This is a genomic window from Pseudarthrobacter sp. SSS035, assembly GCF_023273875.1.
Taxonomy (GTDB): domain Bacteria; phylum Actinomycetota; class Actinomycetes; order Actinomycetales; family Micrococcaceae; genus Arthrobacter.
The window spans coordinates 2878944-2898754 of sequence record NZ_CP096882.1 but is presented as its reverse complement, the minus strand read 5'-3'; the positions used below and the strand labels follow the sequence as shown (position 1 = coordinate 2898754).

Annotated in this window: 19 protein-coding genes; 4 read left to right on the top strand and 15 right to left on the bottom strand. The window is 65.7% G+C overall.

Translation table 11 applies throughout. The features are described 5' to 3' along the window. Window positions 1-24: 24 nt before the first annotated feature. From MUN23_RS13345 to MUN23_RS13310, 8 genes are all read right to left on the bottom strand, one after another. Window positions 25-1155, bottom strand: a complete 1131-nt coding sequence (locus MUN23_RS13345) for an IniB N-terminal domain-containing protein (RefSeq protein ID WP_248758895.1) — start codon at window positions 1153-1155, stop codon at window positions 25-27. Between the two features lie 164 nt (window positions 1156-1319). Beyond that, window positions 1320-3374 (bottom strand): LuxR C-terminal-related transcriptional regulator, encoded by a 2055-nt coding sequence (locus tag MUN23_RS13340; protein ID WP_248758894.1) that lies wholly within the window; start codon window positions 3372-3374, stop codon window positions 1320-1322. 3 nt (window positions 3375-3377) lie between these two features. Continuing rightward, window positions 3378-5444, bottom strand: coding sequence for an Hsp70 family protein (locus tag MUN23_RS13335; RefSeq protein ID WP_248758893.1), 2067 nt, complete (start codon window positions 5442-5444; stop codon window positions 3378-3380). A gap of 155 nt (window positions 5445-5599) precedes the next feature. Continuing rightward, a complete protein-coding gene (ccsB, locus tag MUN23_RS13330; RefSeq protein ID WP_248758892.1) occupies window positions 5600-6724 on the bottom strand; it encodes a c-type cytochrome biogenesis protein CcsB in 1125 nt (374 codons plus the stop codon). Continuing rightward, the gene (locus tag MUN23_RS13325; protein WP_248758887.1) at window positions 6724-8478 is read right to left on the bottom strand and encodes a cytochrome c biogenesis protein ResB; all 1755 of its coding nucleotides are present in this window, start codon (window positions 8476-8478) and stop codon (window positions 6724-6726) included. The genes ccsB and MUN23_RS13325 overlap by 1 nt, the downstream gene beginning before the upstream one ends. Beyond that, window positions 8478-9233, bottom strand: coding sequence for a cytochrome c biogenesis CcdA family protein (locus tag MUN23_RS13320; RefSeq protein WP_058931385.1), 756 nt, complete (start codon window positions 9231-9233; stop codon window positions 8478-8480). Before MUN23_RS13320 ends, MUN23_RS13325 begins: the two co-directional genes overlap by 1 nt. Window positions 9234-9248: 15 nt before the next feature. Further along, window positions 9249-9884 (bottom strand): TlpA disulfide reductase family protein, encoded by a 636-nt coding sequence (locus MUN23_RS13315; RefSeq protein ID WP_248758885.1) that lies wholly within the window; start codon window positions 9882-9884, stop codon window positions 9249-9251. A 1-nt stretch (window position 9885) separates the two neighbouring features. Then, window positions 9886-10566 (bottom strand): histidine phosphatase family protein, encoded by a 681-nt coding sequence (locus MUN23_RS13310; protein ID WP_248758883.1) that lies wholly within the window; start codon window positions 10564-10566, stop codon window positions 9886-9888. A 202-nt stretch (window positions 10567-10768) separates the two neighbouring features. On the opposite strand from MUN23_RS13310, the gene MUN23_RS13305 reads away from it, so the two are divergent. The 3 genes from MUN23_RS13305 to MUN23_RS13295 all read left to right on the top strand — a co-directional run bounded on the left by MUN23_RS13305 (window position 10769) and on the right by MUN23_RS13295 (window position 13108). Continuing rightward, entirely contained in the window at window positions 10769-11317 is a 549-nt protein-coding gene (locus MUN23_RS13305; RefSeq protein WP_248758882.1) for a YceI family protein, read from the top strand. Window positions 11318-11423: 106 nt separating this feature from the next. Continuing rightward, complete coding sequence (locus MUN23_RS13300) at window positions 11424-12182, top strand: hypothetical protein (protein ID WP_248758881.1); 759 nt, start codon at window positions 11424-11426, stop codon at window positions 12180-12182. Window positions 12183-12361: 179 nt separating this feature from the next. Beyond that, window positions 12362-13108, top strand: a complete 747-nt coding sequence (locus MUN23_RS13295; RefSeq protein ID WP_248758880.1) for a hypothetical protein — start codon at window positions 12362-12364, stop codon at window positions 13106-13108. 57 nt (window positions 13109-13165) lie between these two features. On the opposite strand, the gene MUN23_RS13290 is transcribed toward MUN23_RS13295, so the two are convergent. Together MUN23_RS13290 and MUN23_RS13285 are read right to left on the bottom strand one after the other, a co-directional pair. Further along, window positions 13166-13891, bottom strand: a complete 726-nt coding sequence (locus MUN23_RS13290; protein WP_371875907.1) for a redox-sensing transcriptional repressor Rex — start codon at window positions 13889-13891, stop codon at window positions 13166-13168. A gap of 90 nt (window positions 13892-13981) precedes the next feature. After that, entirely contained in the window at window positions 13982-14236 is a 255-nt protein-coding gene (locus MUN23_RS13285) for a glutaredoxin family protein (protein WP_104060455.1), read from the bottom strand. A gap of 149 nt (window positions 14237-14385) precedes the next feature. On the opposite strand from MUN23_RS13285, the gene MUN23_RS13280 reads away from it, so the two are divergent. After that, window positions 14386-15204, top strand: a complete 819-nt coding sequence (locus MUN23_RS13280) for an HAD family phosphatase (protein ID WP_248758878.1) — start codon at window positions 14386-14388, stop codon at window positions 15202-15204. A 196-nt stretch (window positions 15205-15400) separates the two neighbouring features. On the opposite strand, the gene MUN23_RS13275 is transcribed toward MUN23_RS13280, so the two are convergent. The 5 genes from MUN23_RS13275 to MUN23_RS13255 form a co-directional block, all read right to left on the bottom strand. Beyond that, entirely contained in the window at window positions 15401-15499 is a 99-nt protein-coding gene (locus tag MUN23_RS13275; protein ID WP_003792170.1) for a 30S ribosomal protein bS22, read from the bottom strand. Window positions 15500-15655: 156 nt separating this feature from the next. Then, on the bottom strand, window positions 15656-15868 hold the full coding sequence (locus MUN23_RS13270; RefSeq protein ID WP_058931377.1) for a helix-turn-helix domain-containing protein: 213 nt from the start codon (window positions 15866-15868) through the stop codon (window positions 15656-15658). Between the two features lie 142 nt (window positions 15869-16010). Beyond that, the gene (locus MUN23_RS13265) at window positions 16011-17117 is read right to left on the bottom strand and encodes a 3-deoxy-7-phosphoheptulonate synthase (protein ID WP_248758877.1); all 1107 of its coding nucleotides are present in this window, start codon (window positions 17115-17117) and stop codon (window positions 16011-16013) included. A gap of 253 nt (window positions 17118-17370) precedes the next feature. Next, on the bottom strand, window positions 17371-18372 hold the full coding sequence (locus tag MUN23_RS13260) for an acetylxylan esterase (protein ID WP_248758874.1): 1002 nt from the start codon (window positions 18370-18372) through the stop codon (window positions 17371-17373). Window positions 18373-18475: 103 nt separating this feature from the next. Next, on the bottom strand, window positions 18476-19546 hold the full coding sequence (locus MUN23_RS13255) for an IS110 family transposase (protein ID WP_248758872.1): 1071 nt from the start codon (window positions 19544-19546) through the stop codon (window positions 18476-18478). Window positions 19547-19811: the final 265 nt, after the last annotated feature.

Here is a 19811-nt window from a genome sequence, read left to right as displayed (position 1 = left end):
CTCCCGGTACCCGGAACTTGATGTTTATAGGCTGATCTCCGAATCTTCGACCGTGACGTCGGTCTCCACAGCCACGTCAGTGTTCGTCGAGTTGTCTTCGGTGGAGTTGTCCTGGAAAGAATCCTCAACCACAACCTCAACCGGGTTGAAGGAATCAACCACCGCCACCTCGGTGGTCTCCGCCTGCGAGTTGTCGTTGAAGGAGTCCTCAACCACAACCTCGGTGTTGGTGGTGTTATCCGAGTTGTCCTGGAAGGAATCCTCAATCGCAACATCGGTGTTTGTGGAGTTGTCTTCGATGGAGTTGTCCGAGTTGTCGTTGACTTCGACGGTGTTGTCCTCGGTGGAGTTAGCGGAGTTGTCCTGGAAGGAATCCTCAATCGTCACCGAGTTGTCTTCCGAGTTATCCACGGAGTTATCCGAGTTGTCCGAATTATCGGAGTTATCGGAGTTGTCCGAGTTGTCGTTGAACGAATCAGCGACATCAAGGTCAACGTCGGTGTTGAACGAATCGGCCACATCCAGATCGCTGTTGCCGATGTTGACGTCGCCGCCGGCGGTGATCGAGTTGTCCGTGGAATTGTCCGTGGTGTTGTCCGTGTTGTAGGAGTCGGTGGTGTTGTAGGAGTCCCGGACGTTGTTGTCGTCGCCGGCAGCCAGGGCCTGATCGCCGGATGCGATGACAGCCTCGTTGTCGAACCACTGGTTCACGTCGCCGTCGGCCCAGATGTTCTGGTTGACCGACTGGTCCGTGATCGTGTCCCGGTCATCCACCGTTGAGGTGTAGGAGTAGTTGTTCACCACGTGGTGCAGCTGCTGGACGGCGTGGGCGTGGTCGTCATGGTGGTCGTGCCCCGGGATGTGTCCTGCGCCGCCGCCTGCAGGAGGCGGGGTGTGGCCGGCGCCGCCGTTGCCGCCGGTCCACGAGGTGTTCCCGCCGGTGTTGTACTCCCGGTCGAAGGAAGAAGCGTTGACAGTGATGGGTGCGTAGTCCAGGACAACCGGCATAGCGGCGTCAACATCGGCGGAGCAGATTTCGCGCAGGCCGGCACCCTCGAGTGAACGCTCCGGATCGTTCAGGAACTCCTGTGCAGCGGCGGGGTTGTTGAACAGGCCCATCAGGAACTGGACGAGCTGGTTTGCGAGTGTAGGCATTGGATGGTCCTCAAATCTTCTCGGAGTTGTGGATCGCCAGGCCTCGGTGCCGGGCTTAAATCAAACCTAAGGTCCTTCGTAGGGGCCGGGCATCGGGTTGTGTCCCCGTACCCGGATGCCCCGCATTAGGGGTTTGCCTGTTTCGTGGCTAGGGGCAGCAGGGCTCAGTCCGGGCCCTGATGATCTGCACTTAGCGCCAGCCTCAGGCGCACCAGCAGATCGGAGCGGTTTTCGGCCCCAAGCCTCCGCCGCATCCTGGCAATGTGATGTTCAGCGGTCCGGGGGGAAATGTAGATGGCTTCGCCGATTTCCCGGTACGTCTTCCCTTCCAGGACCAACCGCGCCACTTCCTTTTCGCGTTCGCTGAGGCCCGAGGCGTCAGGGTGCGCGCCATGGTTGTTCTCGGCGGCGCTGCGGCGTACTTCCGGTGACAGCCCGTCGGGCGGCCCGGTGGGTCCGCCCTGCGGGTGGAGGTCCCTGGCGCAGGCAAGGAGCCGCACCATGTCCCTGCGCTCGTCTGCCTGCGCGGCCGCATGTCCTGCCAGCCGGGCCCCTTCCCATGGCATGCCCACCGCTTTCAGTCCCCGGGCTGCGTTCTCCACATCCGTCGCCTGGAACCGGCCGGCGAGGACGCTGACCCAGGCCTTGCCTGCGGCGGCGAACACAGCGGCCATGTGACTGTATTCCGAGGCCCGCACCAGCGCTGCTGCGTGCGGGGCAAGGTCGGCCGGGCTCTTGTTCAGCAGGGCAGCCTGGACCGCCGCCCAGTGAAGCGGAACGGCCCACAGGGGCGGCTCCCCCAGCTTGGTCAGCAGAGCCCACGCTTCATCCAGATAGTGCGCGACGCGCCGTGTCTCCCGCAACCGGGCGGCAGCAATCATCAGTTCGCCCCACGGCAGCAGGCTGTAAAGGTCGACGGCGGAGTGCAGCATCGCTTCGCGGGCGCGCTCCCAGGCCATCACCAGGTCATGGACGTCGCCGCTGCGCCGCGCAAGGCCCACTTCCAGGGCCGCGCACAGGAACTCGTCCCTGGGCACCAGCGGCCAGTGGTTGGCTTTGGAGGCTTCGTTGATGGCTAGCCGTGCTTCGCCAGCATCGTCCTGCTGCATGGCCGACCACGCCTGCAAGAGGTGGAGCCGTGGCTTGGCGGCGTCACCGCCCTGTCTGGCTGCGACGGCGGAGCGGATGATGGTGTCCGCGACGTGGGATTCACCGCTGTGGAGGGCCAGTAACGCGGCCAACGCTCCAGGGGTGTCCGGAAGGGGCAGCGCTGAACCGGACGCGTTGAGCATGTCCGAAGCATGGATCAGCAGGGGAAGGCCCTTGTGTGGATCCCGCTCCATCGACTCCATCACGCCTTTGCCCGTTTGCGTAAGCGCCACCGCCAGTAAGGTGGGCGACACCGGTGCCGACCCGGCGGGAAAGGCCTCTTCCGCGCCTGCCCGGTCGCCGCTGCCGATCATGGCCACCGCGGCAAGCGGGGCGGACCGGCCCATGTTCGCCGGACCAAGCCAGGCATAGAGGTCGGCACTGCGGACCAGCAGCCCGCGCTGTGCCCAGACGGAAGCAGCAACATCCACGCCAAGTCTGACATCCGGCGGATCAGAGCTCACCAGGAGCCCGTCAATAATCCGGCCGGCGGCGTCGAGGTCGCCCGTGGCGGCTGCGGCCTGGGCGCGGCGGGCAGCGATGCGCAGTTCGTTCGCCCCTGCCAGCAGCGCTTCGCTGTACAGCTGGGCGGCCAGACCGGGGTTGTGCGGCAGCGCTTTGTCCGCTATGGCTTCGAGTTCGTCGGCGACCCTCGGGTCCGACAGTCCGCCCCTCGCCAGCTCGCGGGCAAGGTCGCCGAAGGGCCGGCCCTCGGCCGAAACAAAACCGACGAGTTCCCGCTGCAATGCATGCACACGGGCTGTGGGGGTGCCGTTCAGGAGCGCGTGTTGCGCGGGGCCGACGACGGTCCCGTCGGCAAGCAGCAGGCCCGAGGCCTCGGCGCGGTTTACCACGCCGTCCAGGCCCGGACTGTCCGGGCTTTCCAGCTTGTGCGCCAGCTCACCGGGCAGCGGACCGGGCAAGGTGAACCCCACGGACAGCGCCAGCAGGAGTTCACGGACTGCCGCATTCTCGCCCCGCAACTGCTGCGCCATGTCAGCGGCTCCGGCGGGAGCCGAGGTCCCTGCCTCGTGCAGTTCCCGTTCGGGCTGCGTATGATCGGCGGCCATGCCTCAGACCGCCGGTTCGGTGGTTGGAACAGGATCCGTGGTGGGGGACGGTTCCGCGAACGGGTCGGGCACCGGCGCAGAGGCCGTTGTCGGATCGGGCTCCGGCGCAGGTGCCGACGACGGCTCGGGAGCCGGGTCGGTGGTCGGATCGGGAGCCGGGTCAGTGGTCGGATCCGGCGCAGGGTCGGTGGTCGGATCCGGCGCCGGGTCAGTGGTCGGATCAGTGGTCGGATCCGGCGCAGGGTCGGTGGTCGGATCCGGAGCCGGATCGGTCGTGGGATCCGGGGCCGGGTCAGTGGTCGGATCAGGTACAGGATCGACGGGCAATGGGACCGGGCCCGGCGCCGGTTCTGTCGTCGGGTTGGTCACCGGACCCGGGGTGGAGCCTCCGGAACCCTGTGCAGGCTCACCAGACGTGCCCGTCCCGGCAGCGGCCCCGCCGGCGGCTGGCTGGACTGCTTCGGTAAGTGGCCTGCTGGTGGACGAGGCAACAATGTCCAGTCCCGTGGAACCGGCCGGCGCGCCGCTGTCCTGCAGCTGAGCGCTGGCTTCAATCCCCTGCACGGGTAGCTGCGCCGCGCCTGCTCCTGCCGCGGGGCCACCGGAGCCAGGTCCGCCGGTTCCGTCAGGAGGAGCAGCGCTTGGGGTGTCCTTCGCCGCATCTGCCGGCGGGGCGAGCATCGCCGAGAGGCTGCCGAGTCCGTCCGGGCTCTGGGCTGCAGTCGCTGTCAGCCCGGTGAAGAGCGCCACTACCGCTGCTACCGCAGTCAGCCGCACGGTCGGACGTGGCCCGTGCGCGCCGCCCTTGCGCCCAGGAGCATGGGCGCCGGCGGCATGGGCGCCGACGGCGAGTGCTGCAGCACCGGCGTCGGCATGCCGGGACCAGCTGGCTCGTCGGCCAGCAGTTCCATGATGCCCGTCAGCCTGCGTGAGCACGACGGCGTCAGCCAGCGGTGCGGTCAGGGCAGCGGGCTGCGCGGCCCCCTCCGGCTGGGCACGGAGAGCGGCAACCGCCGCGCCGAGGCAGATGGATGACTTCGGATCGGCGTCCACGGCGATCGGCCGGTCCAGCTGCTCCGAAATCAGCTGTGCCACCAGAGGAATGCGCGATGAGCCGCCGATGAGAAGCACCGCGGATAGGTCGTCCGGCGTGAGTCCCAGGTCCTGCAGGGAACGCTCCAGGGCGTCCACTGTTTCCCGGATGGGCTCGCTGATCATCGCCTCGAAGTCGGACCGGACCAGCCGCACCTGCTGCTGGATTCCCGGCAGCAGCACCGAAATGCTCGCCTCGCTGTCCGCGGACAGCGCCTCCTTGGCTTCCACACACTCCCGCCGCAGGCGCGACAGGGCCGCCAGGGCGCCGGGCGCCGACGGGTCAAGATCGGCCAGGCCCTGCCCGGCGTGATCGGCAACGTACCGCAGGACGGCTGCGTCGAAGTCGGCGCCGCCCAGCCCCTCGATCCCTTCGGGCCGGCCCAGCAGTTCAAAGTGGCCGGCGTCCGTTTTCTTCAGGACGGCGGTGTCAAAGGTCCCGCCACCGAGGTCGTAGACGGCGATGGTACTGCCAGCCTCCACCCGCACCTGGGCGGCGTAGTGCAGCGCCGCTGCTTCCGGTTCGCTGATCAGCGTGACCTTGGTCAGGTCTTTTGAGGCCAGGGCAGCGAGGATGAGCTGCGTTCTGTGCACACCCCAGGAGGCAGGGTGGGAAAGGATAATGTCCGACGGCGGGGCTCCCTCGCGTTCTTCAGCCCGGTCTGCGACCCATCGGGCCATAGTGGCGAAGACGTCCTCAGCTGGGAGGGAAAGCGTGCCGACGGCAATGGGGACGTCGTCTCCGACCCGCCTTTTGAACTCCCGCACCACGCGCTCCGGGGTGTCAAGGCCGCGGCGCTCGGCCGCCTCCCCCACCAGGATGGGGCCTTCCTCGGGGTAGTAGACCACCGAAGGCACAGCCGTTCCGCGGAGCCCCAGCGGCAGGCTCTCCGGAACGCGTGAAGCATCGTGATCAATTCGGACTATGGCGGCGGCGGTGAAACTGGTCCCGACGTCAACGGCGAGGACATAGTTCATGGGCACCTCGGCAAAAACGCAACTAGCTGTCTGCGAGCTTCATCACTGACAACTCCCACCAAGGTAGCATCACCGTCTGCGGGGCAACACCCTTATTCATACATCGATTGGCGTATCAGTGCACTGTTGCCAAGGCGAGCCGGAGAAACCCCAGTTCAGAGGCCCGAATAGGAGTGCAGACCGTTAAAGAACTGGTTGACGATGGTGAAATTGAAGACCACGCAGAGGTAGCCGACGATCGACAGCCACGCGGCGCGGGTGCCGGTCCAGCCACGCGTGGCGCGGGCGTGCAGGTAGCCCGCGTAGACCACCCAGATCACGAACGTCCAGACTTCTTTGGTGTCCCAGCCCCAGAACCGGCCCCAGGCTTTTTCAGCCCAGATGGCACCGAACATGAGGGTGAAGGTCCAGCCGATGAAGGCGATGGCGTTGATGCGGTAGGACAGGTTTTCCAGGCTCAGTGCCGACGGAACCAGGCGCATAAAACCAAGCTTGTCCGCACCACCGGCTGCCACCGTCTTTTGCCGGTGGGACTGCACGAGTTGCAGGGCGGACATGGCGAACGTGAGGGTGAAGAGCGCGGAGGAGAGCACCGCGATGGAGACGTGGATGATCAGCCAGTAGCTCTGCAGCGCAGGGACCAGGTGGCCCACGGGGGTCCAGTAAGCAACCGAGGCGGCCACCAGCATGATGATGGCCAGGCCCACCACAAACGTGCCCAGGAACCGCAGGTCGCGGCGGATCAGCACCAGCAGGAAAACCGCCACGGCCACAAAGGCGCCGGTGGTCAGGAACTCGTACATGTTGCCCCACGGCACCCGGCCTGCACCCACGGCACGCGTGATGACGCCGGCGGCATGGATCAGCACGCCGAGGACGGTGAGGGCAACGGCGACCCGCGCCGGAACGCGGCGTTCCGCCGCATAGCGCATATCGGCGTCGGCCGTCTGCCCTGCCCCGGAAGCGTCGCCGCCCCGCTTGGCCACGGACGACGACGGCCGCTCGGCCCGGCCCACAGGTCCGGCCAGGTGCGAGTCCACCCTGTCCGCTGCCACATTGCCGGCTGCCGCGGCAGAACCAGCAGACGCACCGGCGCCGGCCATCGCGGGCACCTTGGTCCCGGCAACCTCGGCCGCCTTCAGGTCAATGGCGCGCAGCGCCTTGCTGCTCTTCGCGAGGTCCCAGGCGAAGGCGATGAAGGCCACGGTGTACGTGCCGGCGGCGAGCAGCATAAACAGCTCGCTGTACTGGCCCATGGTTTCGTTGATGGCGAACGGCATTACTGGTCCTTTTTCGGCCCGGTGGGGCCCGCTGGGGTGGTGACAGAGTCTGCGCCATTATCGCCCTGGCGGCTGGGAGTTTGCTGGGTGACGCTGGAATCGGAACCGTCAGCAGATTCGCCGGAATCGGAATCCGCAAGCTGCCACTCTTCGGACAGCAGCTTCCTGACGGCAACCGCTTCCGCGGCGAGCCGGTGGTCCTCACCGCGGGCAAGCAGGCCGTACTCCACCATGGTGCGGCCGTCCTCGTGGGTCCCGGTCCGCACCCAGACGCGGCGCCGGTTGACGTAGAGCGAGACGATCAGGCCGCCCACGGCCAGCAGCGCGAAAATTAGGGCGTAGAGCTGGCCCGGGTTGTGGTGGATGTCCACGCCCACGTACCGCTTGACGCTGTCAAAGCTGATGCTGCCCTTGCCGTCCGGCAGGGTGTAGGTGCTGCCCGGAGCCAGGGTGATGCCGCCGGCGTCCAGGTTGCGGGCGTTCAGCGGCGTGAGGTCACTGACGTCGAGTTCAAAGACGTTCTGCGGCGAGCCGGCGTCCAGGCCCAGGTCCCCGAAGTAGGAGTTCAGGGTCAGCTGCGGGTTGAACAGGTCCGGATCGCCGCTGAAGGACACGCCCTCCTCGGTGATAAACGCCGTGGGCAGGAAGAACCCCACGAAGCCCAGCTGGTCGGGCCGGGCGTCGGGGACCTTGATCACCAGGGACGAGTAGTAGTTGTCGCCCTGGAGCTTGGCCACCACGGGACCCTGCATGGCCACGTTGCCGGCGCCGTCACGGATGGTCACCACGGGCGCGTAGCCGTTGCCGGTGAGGTAGATGCTGGTGCCGCCCAGGGTCACGGGATCGTTGACCTTCAGGACTTCCTGCTTGGCGGGCGAGTCCGGGGTTTCCCGGGTGGTGACTTCGGCGTTGAAGTCGATGGGCTGACCGATTTTGCCCGGTGATTCGCGGTCAAACAAGACGTCGAATTTGTCCAGCTGAATGGAATACGGCTGCAGCTGGCTGGACTGGAAGTTGGTGCCGGGGGTGAACTGGTCGTAGCCCACCAGGGTGTTCACGAAGGTGTCGCCCTCCACCAGGATGCGCTGGCCGCTGTAGCCGAACAGGCCGCCCACGGCCACCGAAACCAGCACGCCGATCAGCGACGTGTGGAACACCAGGTTCCCCACTTCCTTGGCAAAGCCGCGCTCGGCACCCAAAGACGGCCGCGCGCCGTCGTCCCTCACTTCAACGCGGTAGCCGCGCTTCTTCAGCACCCCGGCGGCGCTGCGGATGGCGTCCGACGCCGGGAGGCCGGCGTCGGCGGGAACCACCAGTGTGCCGTACTCGGGAAGGCGGGAGAGACGTTTGGGGGTCCGCGGCGGCTGGGAGCGCATCGCCTTGTAGTGGGCGATGGCGCGCGGGACCACACAGCCGATCAGCGAGATGAACAGCAGGATGTAGATGGCCGAGAACCAGGCCGAGGAGTAGACGTCGTAGAGTTGCAGGATATCCAGCAGCTTCCCGTAGTCCGGGTTGTCCTTGATGTACTGCGTCACGATGGACGGGTTGGCCGGGCGCTGCGGGAACAGCGATCCGGGCACCGCGGCGACGGCCAGGAGCAGCAGCAGGAACAGCGCCGTGCGCATGCTGGTCAGCTGGGTCCAGGCCCAACGCAGCATCTCCACCGGCCCCAGGACTGGCAGCGCCGCCTCAGTTTTGGCGGCGGCAACGGGTGCCGGGGACTTTTTGTTTGCTTTCACGCGCTCGCTCATCAGATCGGCAACTTCACATCGGTTTGGAACCAGTACTGCAACTCGGTGACCCAGGTGCCCCAGACGCCGCTGGCCATCAGCAGGCCCAGCACCACCAGGATCCCGCCGCCGATCCGCTGGATGGCCAGGCGGTGCGTGCGGAAGAAGGACATCACGCCCATGCCGCGCCGCACTGCCAGGGCGATCAGCAGGAACGGGATGCCCAGGCCCAGGCTGTAGACAAATGCCAGTAAGGCACCCTTGGCTGCGGAGGAACCGCCGGACAGGCTCAGGAGCTGGACGGCAGAGTAGGTGGGCCCGATGCACGGGGCCCAGCCCAGGCCGAACGTGAGGCCCAGCAACGGCGCGCCCCACAGGCCGGCCGGCGGCTTGGCATGGATCTTCGCATCACGCTGCAGCCAGCCGAAACCGCCCATAAATACCACGCCCATGAGGATGACCAGGAGCCCCAGCAGCTGGGTGATCCAGGCATTCTGCGAGCCGGTGATCAGGGTGCCGAGCTGGCCGAACGCGCCGCCCAGAAGCACGAAAATCACCGAGAACCCCAGCACAAAAAGCCCGATGCCCGCCAGCATCCGGCCGCGCTTCTGCTTCTCCAGGTCCACGCCGCTCAAGCCGGTGACGTAGCCCAGGTAGCCGGGCACCAGGGGCAGCACGCACGGCGACAGGAAGGACACCAGACCGGCGAGCAGCGCCACCGGGATGGCAAGCAGGAGCGAGCCGTTCAGGATGGTTTCGGCGAAAGGGCTGTTCACGGTCCGGGGCCGCCGCTACTCTGCCACGGCGGCGGTGATGAGGGCTTTGAGGGTGCCCTTCTGGATTTCGCCCAGCACGCGGGAGGCAACGCGGCCCTGCTTGTCCAGGACAAGAGTGGTGGGGACCGCACCCGGCGGGACCAGCCCGGAGACGGCCAGGAGCACGCCGCCGTTCTTGTCGTCGAAGCTGGGGTAGGTCAGGTTGAAGGTCTTGTCGAAGGCCTCTGCGGTGCCTTTTTCATCGCGGAGGTTGACGCCAAAGAACTGCACGCCCTGGTCCTTGAAGTCCTGGTGCAGCTCTTCCAAGATGGGTGCTTCAACGCGGCAGGGTGCGCAGGCGGCGAACCAGAAGTTCAGGACGGTCACCTTGCCCTGGAAGTCCGCTGGGGCTATCTGGGTGCCGTTGAACAGCGTGCCGTTAATCGCGACGGCGGCCTTGCGGTCCGCCGCGGTGAACTCGGTCACCGAGCCGTCCCCGGCCACGTAGTTCTTGTTGTCGCCGGCCTTGGCCTGCTTGGCGAGGGCGTCTTCCTGCGCACAGGCGGACAGCCCCAGGGTCAGGGCGGTCAGGGCGGCGCCGCCGGCCGCGAGAACGGCACGGCGGGACGCCGTGCCTGAAATTGCGCGGGATGTTGCGCGAGGGTCAGCCATGTCAGGCTCCGGGGGTGCTGGCGGCACCGGGAAGAAGTACGGCAGCGGGCTCACTGTACTCAACGCGCAGGAGCGAGCCGTCGTCGTCGAACACCAGGGAGGTGATGGACGTCAGCGTGCACTCGCGTTTGCGCGGGTCATGCCACAGCGGCCTGCCTTCGGCGCTGAGGCGGGTGGCCCAGATGGGGAGCTGGTGGCTGACCATGATGGCTTCCGGGCCGCCGGTTCCGTAGTCGCCGGCGGCCAGTTCGATGGCCCGGAGCCGGGCGTCCTCAACAGCTGACATAACGCGCGCGGCCTGCGCCTTGTACGGTTCGCCCCAGGACGGCCGGAACGGGTTGACCAGGTGGGGCCAGTGCTTGGGCTTCCGGAGCTCGGCCTTGGTGACCTTCATGCCCTGGAAGTAGTTTTCCGCTTCAATGATGCGGCTGTCCGTGTGGAGTTCCAGACCAAGCGCCTCTGCCGTGGGGGCCGCTGTTTCCTGCGCCCTGACCAGCGGCGACGCCGCAAGATAGACGATCCTGGCCCCGCGCGCGGCACGTTCGGCGAAGTGTTCGGCGAGCATCTGCGCCATTTCCCGGCCTAGCTCGGAGAGGTGGAATTCGGGCAGCCTGCCGTACAGAACGCGGTCAGGATTGTGGACCTCGCCGTGGCGGAGCAGATGGACAGTGGATTGGGGCATGTTTACCAGTTTCTCAAAGATGGCGTGCGATCCGAAATCTTCTACATCCAGTAGAACTCAAATTTTTGGAAAAATGTTCCGGAACCGGGAACAAAACATGCAAACGCATGTTTATACTGGATGCAGCGGATAGTTGATGATTCAACAGATGAAGCGTCAAGCTATCCGGAAGCACCACCCGACAAACCCAAGGAGAAACACCATGGCTCTTCCCGCAGACGTCACCACCGGCACCTGGACCCTCGACAACTCGCACAGCGAGATCGCCTTCACCGTCCGGCACGCAGGCATCAGCAAGGTCCGCGGCCAGTTCAAGGATGCCGCGGCAACCCTGGACCTCGCCGACAACGTGGCCGATTCCAAGATCAGCGCCACCATCCAGACCGCCAGCTTCGACTCCGGCGATGTCAACCGCGACGGCCACGTCCGCGGCGAAGACTTCTTCGACGTCGAGACCTTCCCGGAAATCTCCTTTGTCTCCAACGGCCTCGTGGCCAAGGGCAACAGCTACGAGCTGACCGGGGACCTCACTATCAAGGGCGTCACCCGCGCCGTTGCCCTCGAGACCGAGTTCAACGGCGTGGCCGTGGACCCGTTCGGCCTGACCCGCGCCGGCGTCTCCGCCGAAACCACCATCAGCCGCAAGGACTTCGGCCTGACCTGGAACGCTGTCCTGGAAGCCGGCGGCGTGCTGGTCAGCGATAAGGTTGCCGTCAATCTGGAGCTCGCGTTCATCGCGCCCGCAGCCTAGCTTTTCTCCCGAAGCACCCCGGCCGCCACTTCCCCGGAATCTGGCGGCCGGGGCGCTTTGTTTAATCCCCTAGATACAGGCGGACACGCGGTCTACAGTGAGACCCATGAGCAACAGTGAAGTACCGCAGCCACAGCAGCCCCAGCAGCCCGGCGCCCAGCCGCCCGGCGCCCAGCCGCCTATCTCTCAGCCGCCTGTCACTAACGTTCCCCCTGCCGGCAGTGTTCCGCCGGCGGGCTACCAGCCGCCGCAGGCCTACCCGCAGCCGGGCCCGACTTATCCCCAGCCGGGACAGGCCTACCCGCAGCCCGGCCAGCCATACAACCAGCCCGGCCAGCCATACAACCAGCCGGGCCAGCCGGGCGGCTTCCGCTTTGAGATGCCAACCGACGGCCCCCGCAACTTCAACGACGTTATGCCCAAGGCCGGGTTCTCCGGCATGTTCAGCGTGACCGGGCTGCCCACCGAGCTCAAGGTCTCGTACTGGATCTGGCTCATCGGCGGCATGCTGGGTGTGTTGGGCGGCCTGTTCGGAGGGCTTGTCACCCTTGCAATGTTCACCGTGGCGCCCGGATTGGCTGCGGTGATCCTCCTTCTGGTCCTGGTGGCACTGGCCCTGGCGGCGGCCCAGATTGTCCTGGTCCTGAAGATGAAGGAGGGCAAGGAATGGGCAAGACTTGCGCTCACCATCGTGGCCGGCGTTTCGCTGGTGCTCGCCGTGCTTGGCGGCAGCGTGGGCGGCGGCGGCATGGGCCAAGGCATCGGCAACAACTGGCTGGGCTTCCTCATCAGCGCCGCGGCAACGGTGCTCATGTGGCTGCCGAACTCGCAGGCCTGGTTCAACTCCGTCAAGGGCCGCGCGTAGACCGGATCCAGTAGAAACACAGTCTTGCGCAACCCCGCTGAGTTCTGTGGGAATACCTCTCCGGAATGATCCCCCGCGGCACGCGCCGGGGGTACGGTGGGAACTAAGCCGTACTGGGGGCAGGCCAGTTGGACTGCACCCAGCAGCCGAACTGACATCCGACCTGCAAAGGACCGCTCATGAGCACGCCCGTCCCGCCTCCCGTCCCGAACGAGCCCGAGCCCGGCAACCAGCCGCCGGCGCCGCAGTACGGGCAAAACGCCCCGCAGTATGGCCAGCAGACTCCCCCGGCGCCGCAGTACGGGCAGAACGCCCCGCAGTATGGGCAGAACACCCCGCCGCAGTTCGGCCAGCCCACACCTCCGCCCTATGGCCAGCAGCCGTACGGACAGTCCCCCTACGCGCAGTACCCGTCCGAACAGCCGCAGGCCGCGGGATCCAACGGGATTCCCCAGCTGGTCAACATCTCGTTCTGGCTGCTGATCGGCGCGGGTGCTGTGTATGTCATCAGCCTGCTGATGGGCATTGGCATGCTCGATGACCCGGCGATGCGCCGCGCCTTCGAAGACGCCATGCGCAGCGGTGGCGCTACCGGCACGGAGTTTGCCTTCGACGATTTCAAGGGTGTCCTCGCCGGATCGCTCGTGGTCTTCGCCATCATCGGCGCTGGGTTGTACGCGCTGGTGGCGTTCTTCGTCCGAAAGGGCAAGAACTGGGCCCGCATCCTCGGCACCGTTTTCGCGGCACTGTCCATTTTCGGCCTCTTCGGACCACCGAGCCTCGGAACCGTGGGGACGCTGGCCGGGATCGCAGCTATCGTGCTGCTCTACCTGCCGGCCGCGGCCCCGTACTTCCGCAAGCAGCAGCCGTTCGCTAACCCGTACGGCGCCCCGGGCACCACGCCTGGCAACCCCTACGGGCAGTAGTACCAACGAGCCGCATCCACACCCTAACGGGCGTGGGCCCCATCAGCCGCCGACGAACTAGGCGGTCTGGTCTGGGGTCTGCGCCCGTTGTGCGTGATAGGCGAGGATCTGCAGTTCAGTGGCCATATCCACCTTGCGGAGGTTGACGCCCTCGGGGACCTGCAGCATAACGGGGGCGAAGCTCAGGATGCTGTGGACACCCGCCGCCACCACGCGGTCGCACACGGCCTGCGCCACGTGGGCCGGAAGTGCCAGGACCACCATGTTGGCGCCCGTCCGCTGCAACACGGCCTCCATGTCCGCAGCGTCGCTGACGCGCAGCCAGCCCACCTCATTGCCCACCACCATCTGGTCGGCGTCGAAAATTGCCACGACGTCAAACCCGCGGGACTCGAAGCCGCCGTAACGGGCCAGGGCCTTGCCGAGGTTACCCGCGCCAACAATGGCGACCTTCCAGTCATGGGTCAGCCCCAGGGCCGCGGAGATGTGACGGCTCAGGTACTGCACTTCGTAGCCCACTCCGCGCGTGCCGTAGGAACCCACATAGGAAAGGTCCTTGCGCAGGGTTGACGAGCTCACTCCTGACGCTTCCGCCAGCGATTCCGAAGATACCCGTTCGATGCCGTCGGACAGCAGCGTGTTAAGGGCGCGCAGGTAGATGGTCAGCCGGGCCACTGCTGCGGGCGGTATTTGCTTGGTGGACTCGGCGCCATGGACGGGCTGTGTACTGTGGCCAGCCTCTGCACCTTGGACAGCATGGGGAGATGAATCCAGTGAAGTCACTATCCCCTCCATTCCATCGCGTCGTGACTCCACTCTAGAGCCCCGCCGCTGGTGCCAACAAAGCCGGTGTCATTCTGCGTGGCCGCTTTCCTATTGGGCCATGGCGCGTTTGAGGACGCGCTCCAGCCGGGCTTCGTCGATCTTCCAGAAATCGCGTTGGATTCCATCCACCAGGACTACGGGGATTTCCTCCGCGTACCGCTCACGCAGTTCCGGCAGCTCGTCCACCTGCTGTTCCGTCCACCCGAGTCCCAGCGATGCAGTAACGCGTCCGACGGCGTCGCGCGCCCCTGCACACAGGTGACAGTCTGCTTTGGTGATGAGGACTACCTCGGGTTTTGCCATGCATTAACCGTATCGCCCTTCAGGGCAGAGAGCAGGGCAGAGGACTGCGGCCGACGGCGAGGCGTACGGCGACGCGGGTATCCGGGCGAGCGCTGGCACTCGTGCTGCACTGAAATCCTGGTCACCGAGTATTGACTAGACTCGTGGACATGCCCGAGGAGAAGTACGTCGCTGTGGTGACCCAGCCGGATGCGTTGATGCAGACCGGCGAAGCCGCCTTCTTCGACGTCGATAACACCCTCATGAGGGGCGCCAGCCTCTTCCATGTTGCCCGCAAGATGCACCAACGCGGCGCCTTCACCCTGACGCAGGCCGCGGGGTTCGCGTGGAAGCAGTTCAAATTTGTGGCGCGCGGCGAGAACATGGACGATGTCCACGCTGTCCGCGACTCCGCCCTCACCCTCGCCGAAGGCATCACCGTGGAGGACGTCAAGGCCCTGGGCGAAGAGGTCTACGACGAAATGATCGCGTCCAGGATCTGGCCCGGCGCCAAGGCACTGGCGCAGCAGCACCTGCGCGTGGGCCGGCGGGTCTGGCTGGTTACCGCAACCCCCATCGAGGTTGCCGCGGTCATTTCCACCAGGCTCGGCCTGACCGGAGCCTTGGGCACCGTGGGCGAGGTTGCCGACGGCATGTACACCGGCCGGCTGGTGGGCGACATCCTGCACGGTTCCGCCAAGGCAGTGGCAGTGCAGGCCCTGGCCCACGCCGAAGACCTGGACCTCAAGCGGTGCTGGGCCTACAGCGACTCATACAACGACATCCCGCTGCTGACCCTGGTGGGGCACCCGGTAGCCATCAACCCCGATGCCAGGCTCCGCCGCCACGCGCGGGACAACAACTGGCCGGTCTACGACTTCCGTTCCGGCCGCCGCGCCGCCACCCTGGGGCTCAAGGCAGCAACGGCCGGCGGCGTAATTTACGGACTTTGGAAAGGCTTCGCCCGCATCCGCGGCCCCCGGGCGTAGAAGGCACTGCCCGCCAGCTGCTGCGCCTCGCGTAGGAGCGCATCGCGGCCGAACGCGGGACGAAGGTCGCTCAGCGACCGTAGGAGCGCCTTTCGGACGTGTCTAAGCGACGGCGAGGCACAGCCGCTGGCACCAGACACAAAAAAATGCCCGCTGCCGGGAAGGCAACGGGCATTTCACGCTTGTCGAAGTATCTCTACTTCTTATTGCGGCGCTGGTGACGGGTCTTACGAAGCAACTTGCGGTGCTTCTTCTTGGCCATACGCTTGCGACGCTTCTTAATAACTGAACCCACGAAAGTTCCTCACAAACTAGATGCAGTACCTGTCTGATGGAAATGGTCCGTGGACAGAGCTACAGACTGAAACAACTGACAGATTCTTACAATGACGTAAAACGTTCCTTAACAGGGTACCGCTTCTTGGCGATGCCCACTGACCGCAGGTAATGCTCAGGCGGTTTCGGAGTGCCCGTCCACCACAGCACCCTTGAGGTACTGCTCGACGGCGCTCTCCGGCACCCGGTACGACCGGCCGAAACGCACCGCAGGCATTTCGCCTGAGTGGACCAGCCGATAGACGGTCATTTTGGAGACGCGCATGACCTCGGCCACTTCGGCCACGGTCAGGAACTTCGCGTTCGAGAAGTTCTGTTCTGCGGACATTTCCCTATTCCTTTGCTGATGGATGACGACAGTACCCCAGCTTTGATTCATATGCGGTGTGCCGATGCTGAGCCATCCACCAACCATGTGTTAGATACTCTAGAGGTTCATGGGGCTGTAGTGAAAGTCATCCGGGCAATCATTAAGCGGTCCGGCGCTTCCGGGCGGACGCCGCGAGCTGATCGAGGACCGAAACGGAGACGTCCCAATCCATGCACGCGTCCGTGACACTCTGCCCGTAGACCAGTTCCGCCCGGCCCGCCGCATGCTCGCCGACATCAAGGTTCTGGGCACCGCCCACCAGGAAGCTCTCCAGCATGACACCCGCGATGGCCTGAGCCGCCTCGCCGCCGTCCTCCAGCTGTGCGCCGATTTCCAGCGCCACTTCCGCCTGCCGGTGGTGGCTCTTGCCGCTGTTGGCGTGGCTGGCGTCCACGATCAGCCGGGGGTTGAGCCCCTTGCCGGCCAGCTTGGCGGAGGCGCTTTCGACGTCGGCCGCTGAGTAGTTGGGCCCCTTCCGTCCACCGCGGAGGATGACGTGGGTGTCCGGGTTCCCGGCGGTGGCCACCAGCGCGGCCCGGCCGTCGCCGTCGATCCCCAGGAATGCCTGGGCGGCAGCGGCGGCGCCGCACGCGTCGAGCGCTACCTGGAGGTCGCCGTCGGTCCCGTTCTTGAAGCCGATGGGCATGGAGAGACCGGAGGCAAGCTGGCGGTGGATCTGGCTCTCGGTGGTGCGCGCCCCGATGGCTCCCCACGAGATGAGGTCCGCCATGTACTGGGGGCTGATGGGTTCCAGGAATTCGGTGGCGGTGGGCAGCCCCAGCGCGGTGACCTGCTGCAGGAATTCCCTGGCGGTCCGGAGCCCGGTGACCATGTCATGGCTGCCGTCCAGGCGAGGATCGTTGATCAGGCCCTTCCAGCCCACCGTCGTGCGGGGCTTTTCGAAGTACGTGCGCATCACGATCAGGAGGTCGTCACGGTGCTTCTCGGCCTGGCTGACCAGCCGGCGGGCGTATTCCAGCCCAGCCTTGGGGTCGTGGATGGAGCAGGGGCCCACGATGACCAGCAGCCTGTCGTCCACGCCGTCCATGATGGCCCGCACTTCGTCGCGTCCACGCTCGACGACGTCCGTCACCCGGGCGTCCATGGGCAGCTCGGCGATGAGCTCCTGGGGCGAGGGCAGCGACGTGAATTCGCTGACGCGCAGATTGGACGTGGATTTCGAGGGAATGGCTGTCGCGGTGCTCATGTTCGGGTCCTGTTCCAGATAGGAAAGCGGGCCCAGATCAGAACCCGCCGGAGAAATGGCGAAGGGCAGAGAATGATCTCTGCCCTGTTGGCTCTGAAGGAAGATGGATGCGTGTCAGTTAGACGCGGGCTCCTCCAGAGCCAACGAAAAATACGCATACCAACGGTTTGTCATAGGCAAACCATAACCGCGCGCTGCGACCGCCGCAAAATCACGGCCGTCACACATGGAAATCCGGGGCGGGCGCCTTGTTTCAGCCCAGGAGCTCGCGGAGGTACTGCAGTTGCCTGATCCAGTGGTGCTCCTGGCCGCCCTCGTGGTTGTTGAACCGGTAGACCTCGATGTCCTTTTGTGCCGAGGAGTCGCTGCCGTAGGCATTGAAGCTGGCGAACACGGTGGAGGGCGGGCAGACATCGTCCATCTGCGCCACCGAGTACAGGGCCGGTACGGTGGCCGCCCGGGCGAGGTTGACGCCGTCGAAATAGTTCAGGACCGCCAGCATCGGCTCGTACCGGTCACGGTGCCTGCCCAGGAACGCCGCGATTTCCGGATAGGGGCCGCGGGCCGCGATGTCTATGGACCTGGGAAAGTCCTGCAGGAAGGGGACGTCGGGCAGCGCGGCGATGACGCCGTCGAGCCTTCCCGCCACCAGCCCGGCAACCGCCACCGCAATGCCGCCGCCCTGGCTGATCCCGGCCACGACAACGCGCGCAGGATCGACCTCCGGGTGGGACTGCGCCGCTTCCACCGCGCGGAACGCGTCCACGTATACGCGGCGGTAGTAGTAGTCCTCGCGGCTGTTGGCGCCCCTGGTCATGAGCCCCGCGTAGGCCACCTCGCCCGCAGACGGGTGGGGATCCGCCGTCTCGCCGAGGATCCCGCCGTAACCCTGGCCGCGGGTGTCCATGATGAACTGCGCATAGCCGGCCTGCGCCCATTTTGTGTCCTGGTTGACCAGCCCGCGGCCGCCCGAGTAACCGATGTACTGCACGACGACGGGCAGCCGGGTTCCGGCGCGCCGGTTCGCCGGGAGGTGCAGCCAGCCCTTGATGGGTGCACCTCCGTAGCCGGCGAACGTGACGTCGAAGGTGTCGACGACCGACAGGTAGTTCTCAACCGGCTCGAATGTTGCGTTGAGCGGGAACGTCCGGGCCTCGTCGAGGGTGACGTCCCAAAAGTCCTGCAGGTCGGCGGGCGGCGTGACCCTCGAGGTGTAGCTGCGGAGCTGGTCAAGGGGAAGGTCGAAGAGGGGCATACTGCTGTCCGGTCCTGTCTCGTCGGGTTGCTTTCGGAGATCCTACGTCACACAAGCCGCGTAGGGGCACCCGGCCTGACTCGAAAGGATCCTTCTATGGTTGTCAAGCGTGGCCGGGGTCTGGGTTTGCGGCGTTGAGTATTCGGTAGATCCGTCGGGCGAGATAGCGTTTCAGGCACCGGCGGATCTCCTTTTTTGTTCGTCCTTCGGCTTGGCGTTTCTGGACGTAGTCGATGGTGGCGGGCTCGAAGGTCATCCGGCTCAGGGCGATGATGTGCAGGGCTTTGTTCAGGGTTCTGTCGCCGCCGCGGTTGAGTCTGTGCCGGACGGTGTTCCCTGACGAGGCGTGGATAGGGCTGGCTCCGGCCAGGGACGCGAAGGCGGCCTCGGAATGGACGCGTCCCCGGTGGGACCAGACGCTCAGGCAGATGGCGGCCGTGACGGGACCGATCCCGGTCTCCTTGAGGAGGGGTGCGGCTTCGCTGATTTCGACCAGTCCGGTGATTTGGTCGTTGTTGGTTTTGATGTCCGCGTCGAGTTCGGTGATGTGTTTGGCCAGCCGGACTGCTTCGGCGCGGGCAACGGACTGAGCCAGCGGTTCTTCCCGGGCCCGCCAGCGGGAGGCTTCGGTGATCTGGGTTCCGGTCAAGGGTTTGCGCGCATCCAGGCCAAGGTCGTTGACCCGGAGCAGGGCGGTCAACGCGTTCACGCCCCGGGTACGGTCGGTGGTCATGGATTCCCGTGCGGTGACCAGGATCCGCAGGGCAGCTCGGACTCCTTCGTTCAGCCGTGGCTGGCGCAGTTGCTGCTCATCCAGGGGCAGGACGGCTGCGGCGATCCGGTGCGCGTCGAGCGGATCTGATTTGCCGACCCCGTGATGGGCTCGGGCATCCATGCGTGCGGCTTCGGCGACCGTGTAGCCGGCGGCGCCGACGGAACCGGCCAGCAGAGCGCCGTAGGAAGCAGCACCCTCGATCACCCACAAGGTCGCCAGATCAGCGCCGGTGCGGCGCGCGACCCAGGCGATTGCGCGGGTAATGCCGGCCCCGGTGGTGGGGAAGTCCCGGGTGGCGGTCAGCTCACCGGTGTTGCCGGTGATGATGGCGTAGACATGGTTCTTGGCGTGCGTATCGACGCCGACGACAAAAGGGCGGGAATGAGCAACGATAGTCATAGCGGTTCTGGCACCTTCCTCTATTCGCGGATATGGTCAGGGCCGCGCACGGCCGGTACCAGTCCGGGTAGAGGTCACTTCGGAACAACACTGTGACGAGCCACGCCCCCAAAGAGGCGGACAACCTTCTGATCAAGTTACCGAGGTGGGCCGGGTGGTACCGGCCGCCACCCCCGCGGATGGACAGATCCATTCAAAGACACCCCTTGCAGGGCCAAACACTTGATGAGTCACATCCACGGGGCTGAACGGCCAATACCCACTC

Excerpts from the sequence above, each read along its gene's own strand:
- MUN23_RS13325 (WP_248758887.1), bottom strand. The coding sequence starts at position 8,478 with ATGAGCGAGCGCGTGAAAGCAAACAAAAAGTCCCCGGCACCCGTTGCC.
- MUN23_RS13300 (WP_248758881.1), top strand. The coding sequence starts at position 11,424 with ATGAGCAACAGTGAAGTACCGCAGCCACAGCAGCCCCAGCAGCCCGGC.
- MUN23_RS13295 (WP_248758880.1), top strand. The coding sequence starts at position 12,362 with ATGAGCACGCCCGTCCCGCCTCCCGTCCCGAACGAGCCCGAGCCCGGC.
- ccsB (WP_248758892.1), bottom strand. The coding sequence starts at position 6,724 with ATGCCGTTCGCCATCAACGAAACCATGGGCCAGTACAGCGAGCTGTTT.
- MUN23_RS13315 (WP_248758885.1), bottom strand. The coding sequence starts at position 9,884 with ATGGCTGACCCTCGCGCAACATCCCGCGCAATTTCAGGCACGGCGTCC.
- MUN23_RS13340 (WP_248758894.1), bottom strand. The coding sequence starts at position 3,374 with ATGGCCGCCGATCATACGCAGCCCGAACGGGAACTGCACGAGGCAGGG.
- MUN23_RS13270 (WP_058931377.1), bottom strand. The coding sequence starts at position 15,868 with ATGTCCGCAGAACAGAACTTCTCGAACGCGAAGTTCCTGACCGTGGCC.
- MUN23_RS13305 (WP_248758882.1), top strand. The coding sequence starts at position 10,769 with ATGGCTCTTCCCGCAGACGTCACCACCGGCACCTGGACCCTCGACAAC.
- MUN23_RS13280 (WP_248758878.1), top strand. The coding sequence starts at position 14,386 with ATGCCCGAGGAGAAGTACGTCGCTGTGGTGACCCAGCCGGATGCGTTG.
- MUN23_RS13260 (WP_248758874.1), bottom strand. The coding sequence starts at position 18,372 with ATGCCCCTCTTCGACCTTCCCCTTGACCAGCTCCGCAGCTACACCTCG.
- MUN23_RS13255 (WP_248758872.1), bottom strand. The coding sequence starts at position 19,546 with ATGACTATCGTTGCTCATTCCCGCCCTTTTGTCGTCGGCGTCGATACG.
- MUN23_RS13310 (WP_248758883.1), bottom strand. The coding sequence starts at position 10,566 with ATGCCCCAATCCACTGTCCATCTGCTCCGCCACGGCGAGGTCCACAAT.
- MUN23_RS13265 (WP_248758877.1), bottom strand. The coding sequence starts at position 17,117 with ATGAGCACCGCGACAGCCATTCCCTCGAAATCCACGTCCAATCTGCGC.
- MUN23_RS13345 (WP_248758895.1), bottom strand. The coding sequence starts at position 1,155 with ATGCCTACACTCGCAAACCAGCTCGTCCAGTTCCTGATGGGCCTGTTC.
- MUN23_RS13285 (WP_104060455.1), bottom strand. The coding sequence starts at position 14,236 with ATGGCAAAACCCGAGGTAGTCCTCATCACCAAAGCAGACTGTCACCTG.
- MUN23_RS13335 (WP_248758893.1), bottom strand. The coding sequence starts at position 5,444 with ATGAACTATGTCCTCGCCGTTGACGTCGGGACCAGTTTCACCGCCGCC.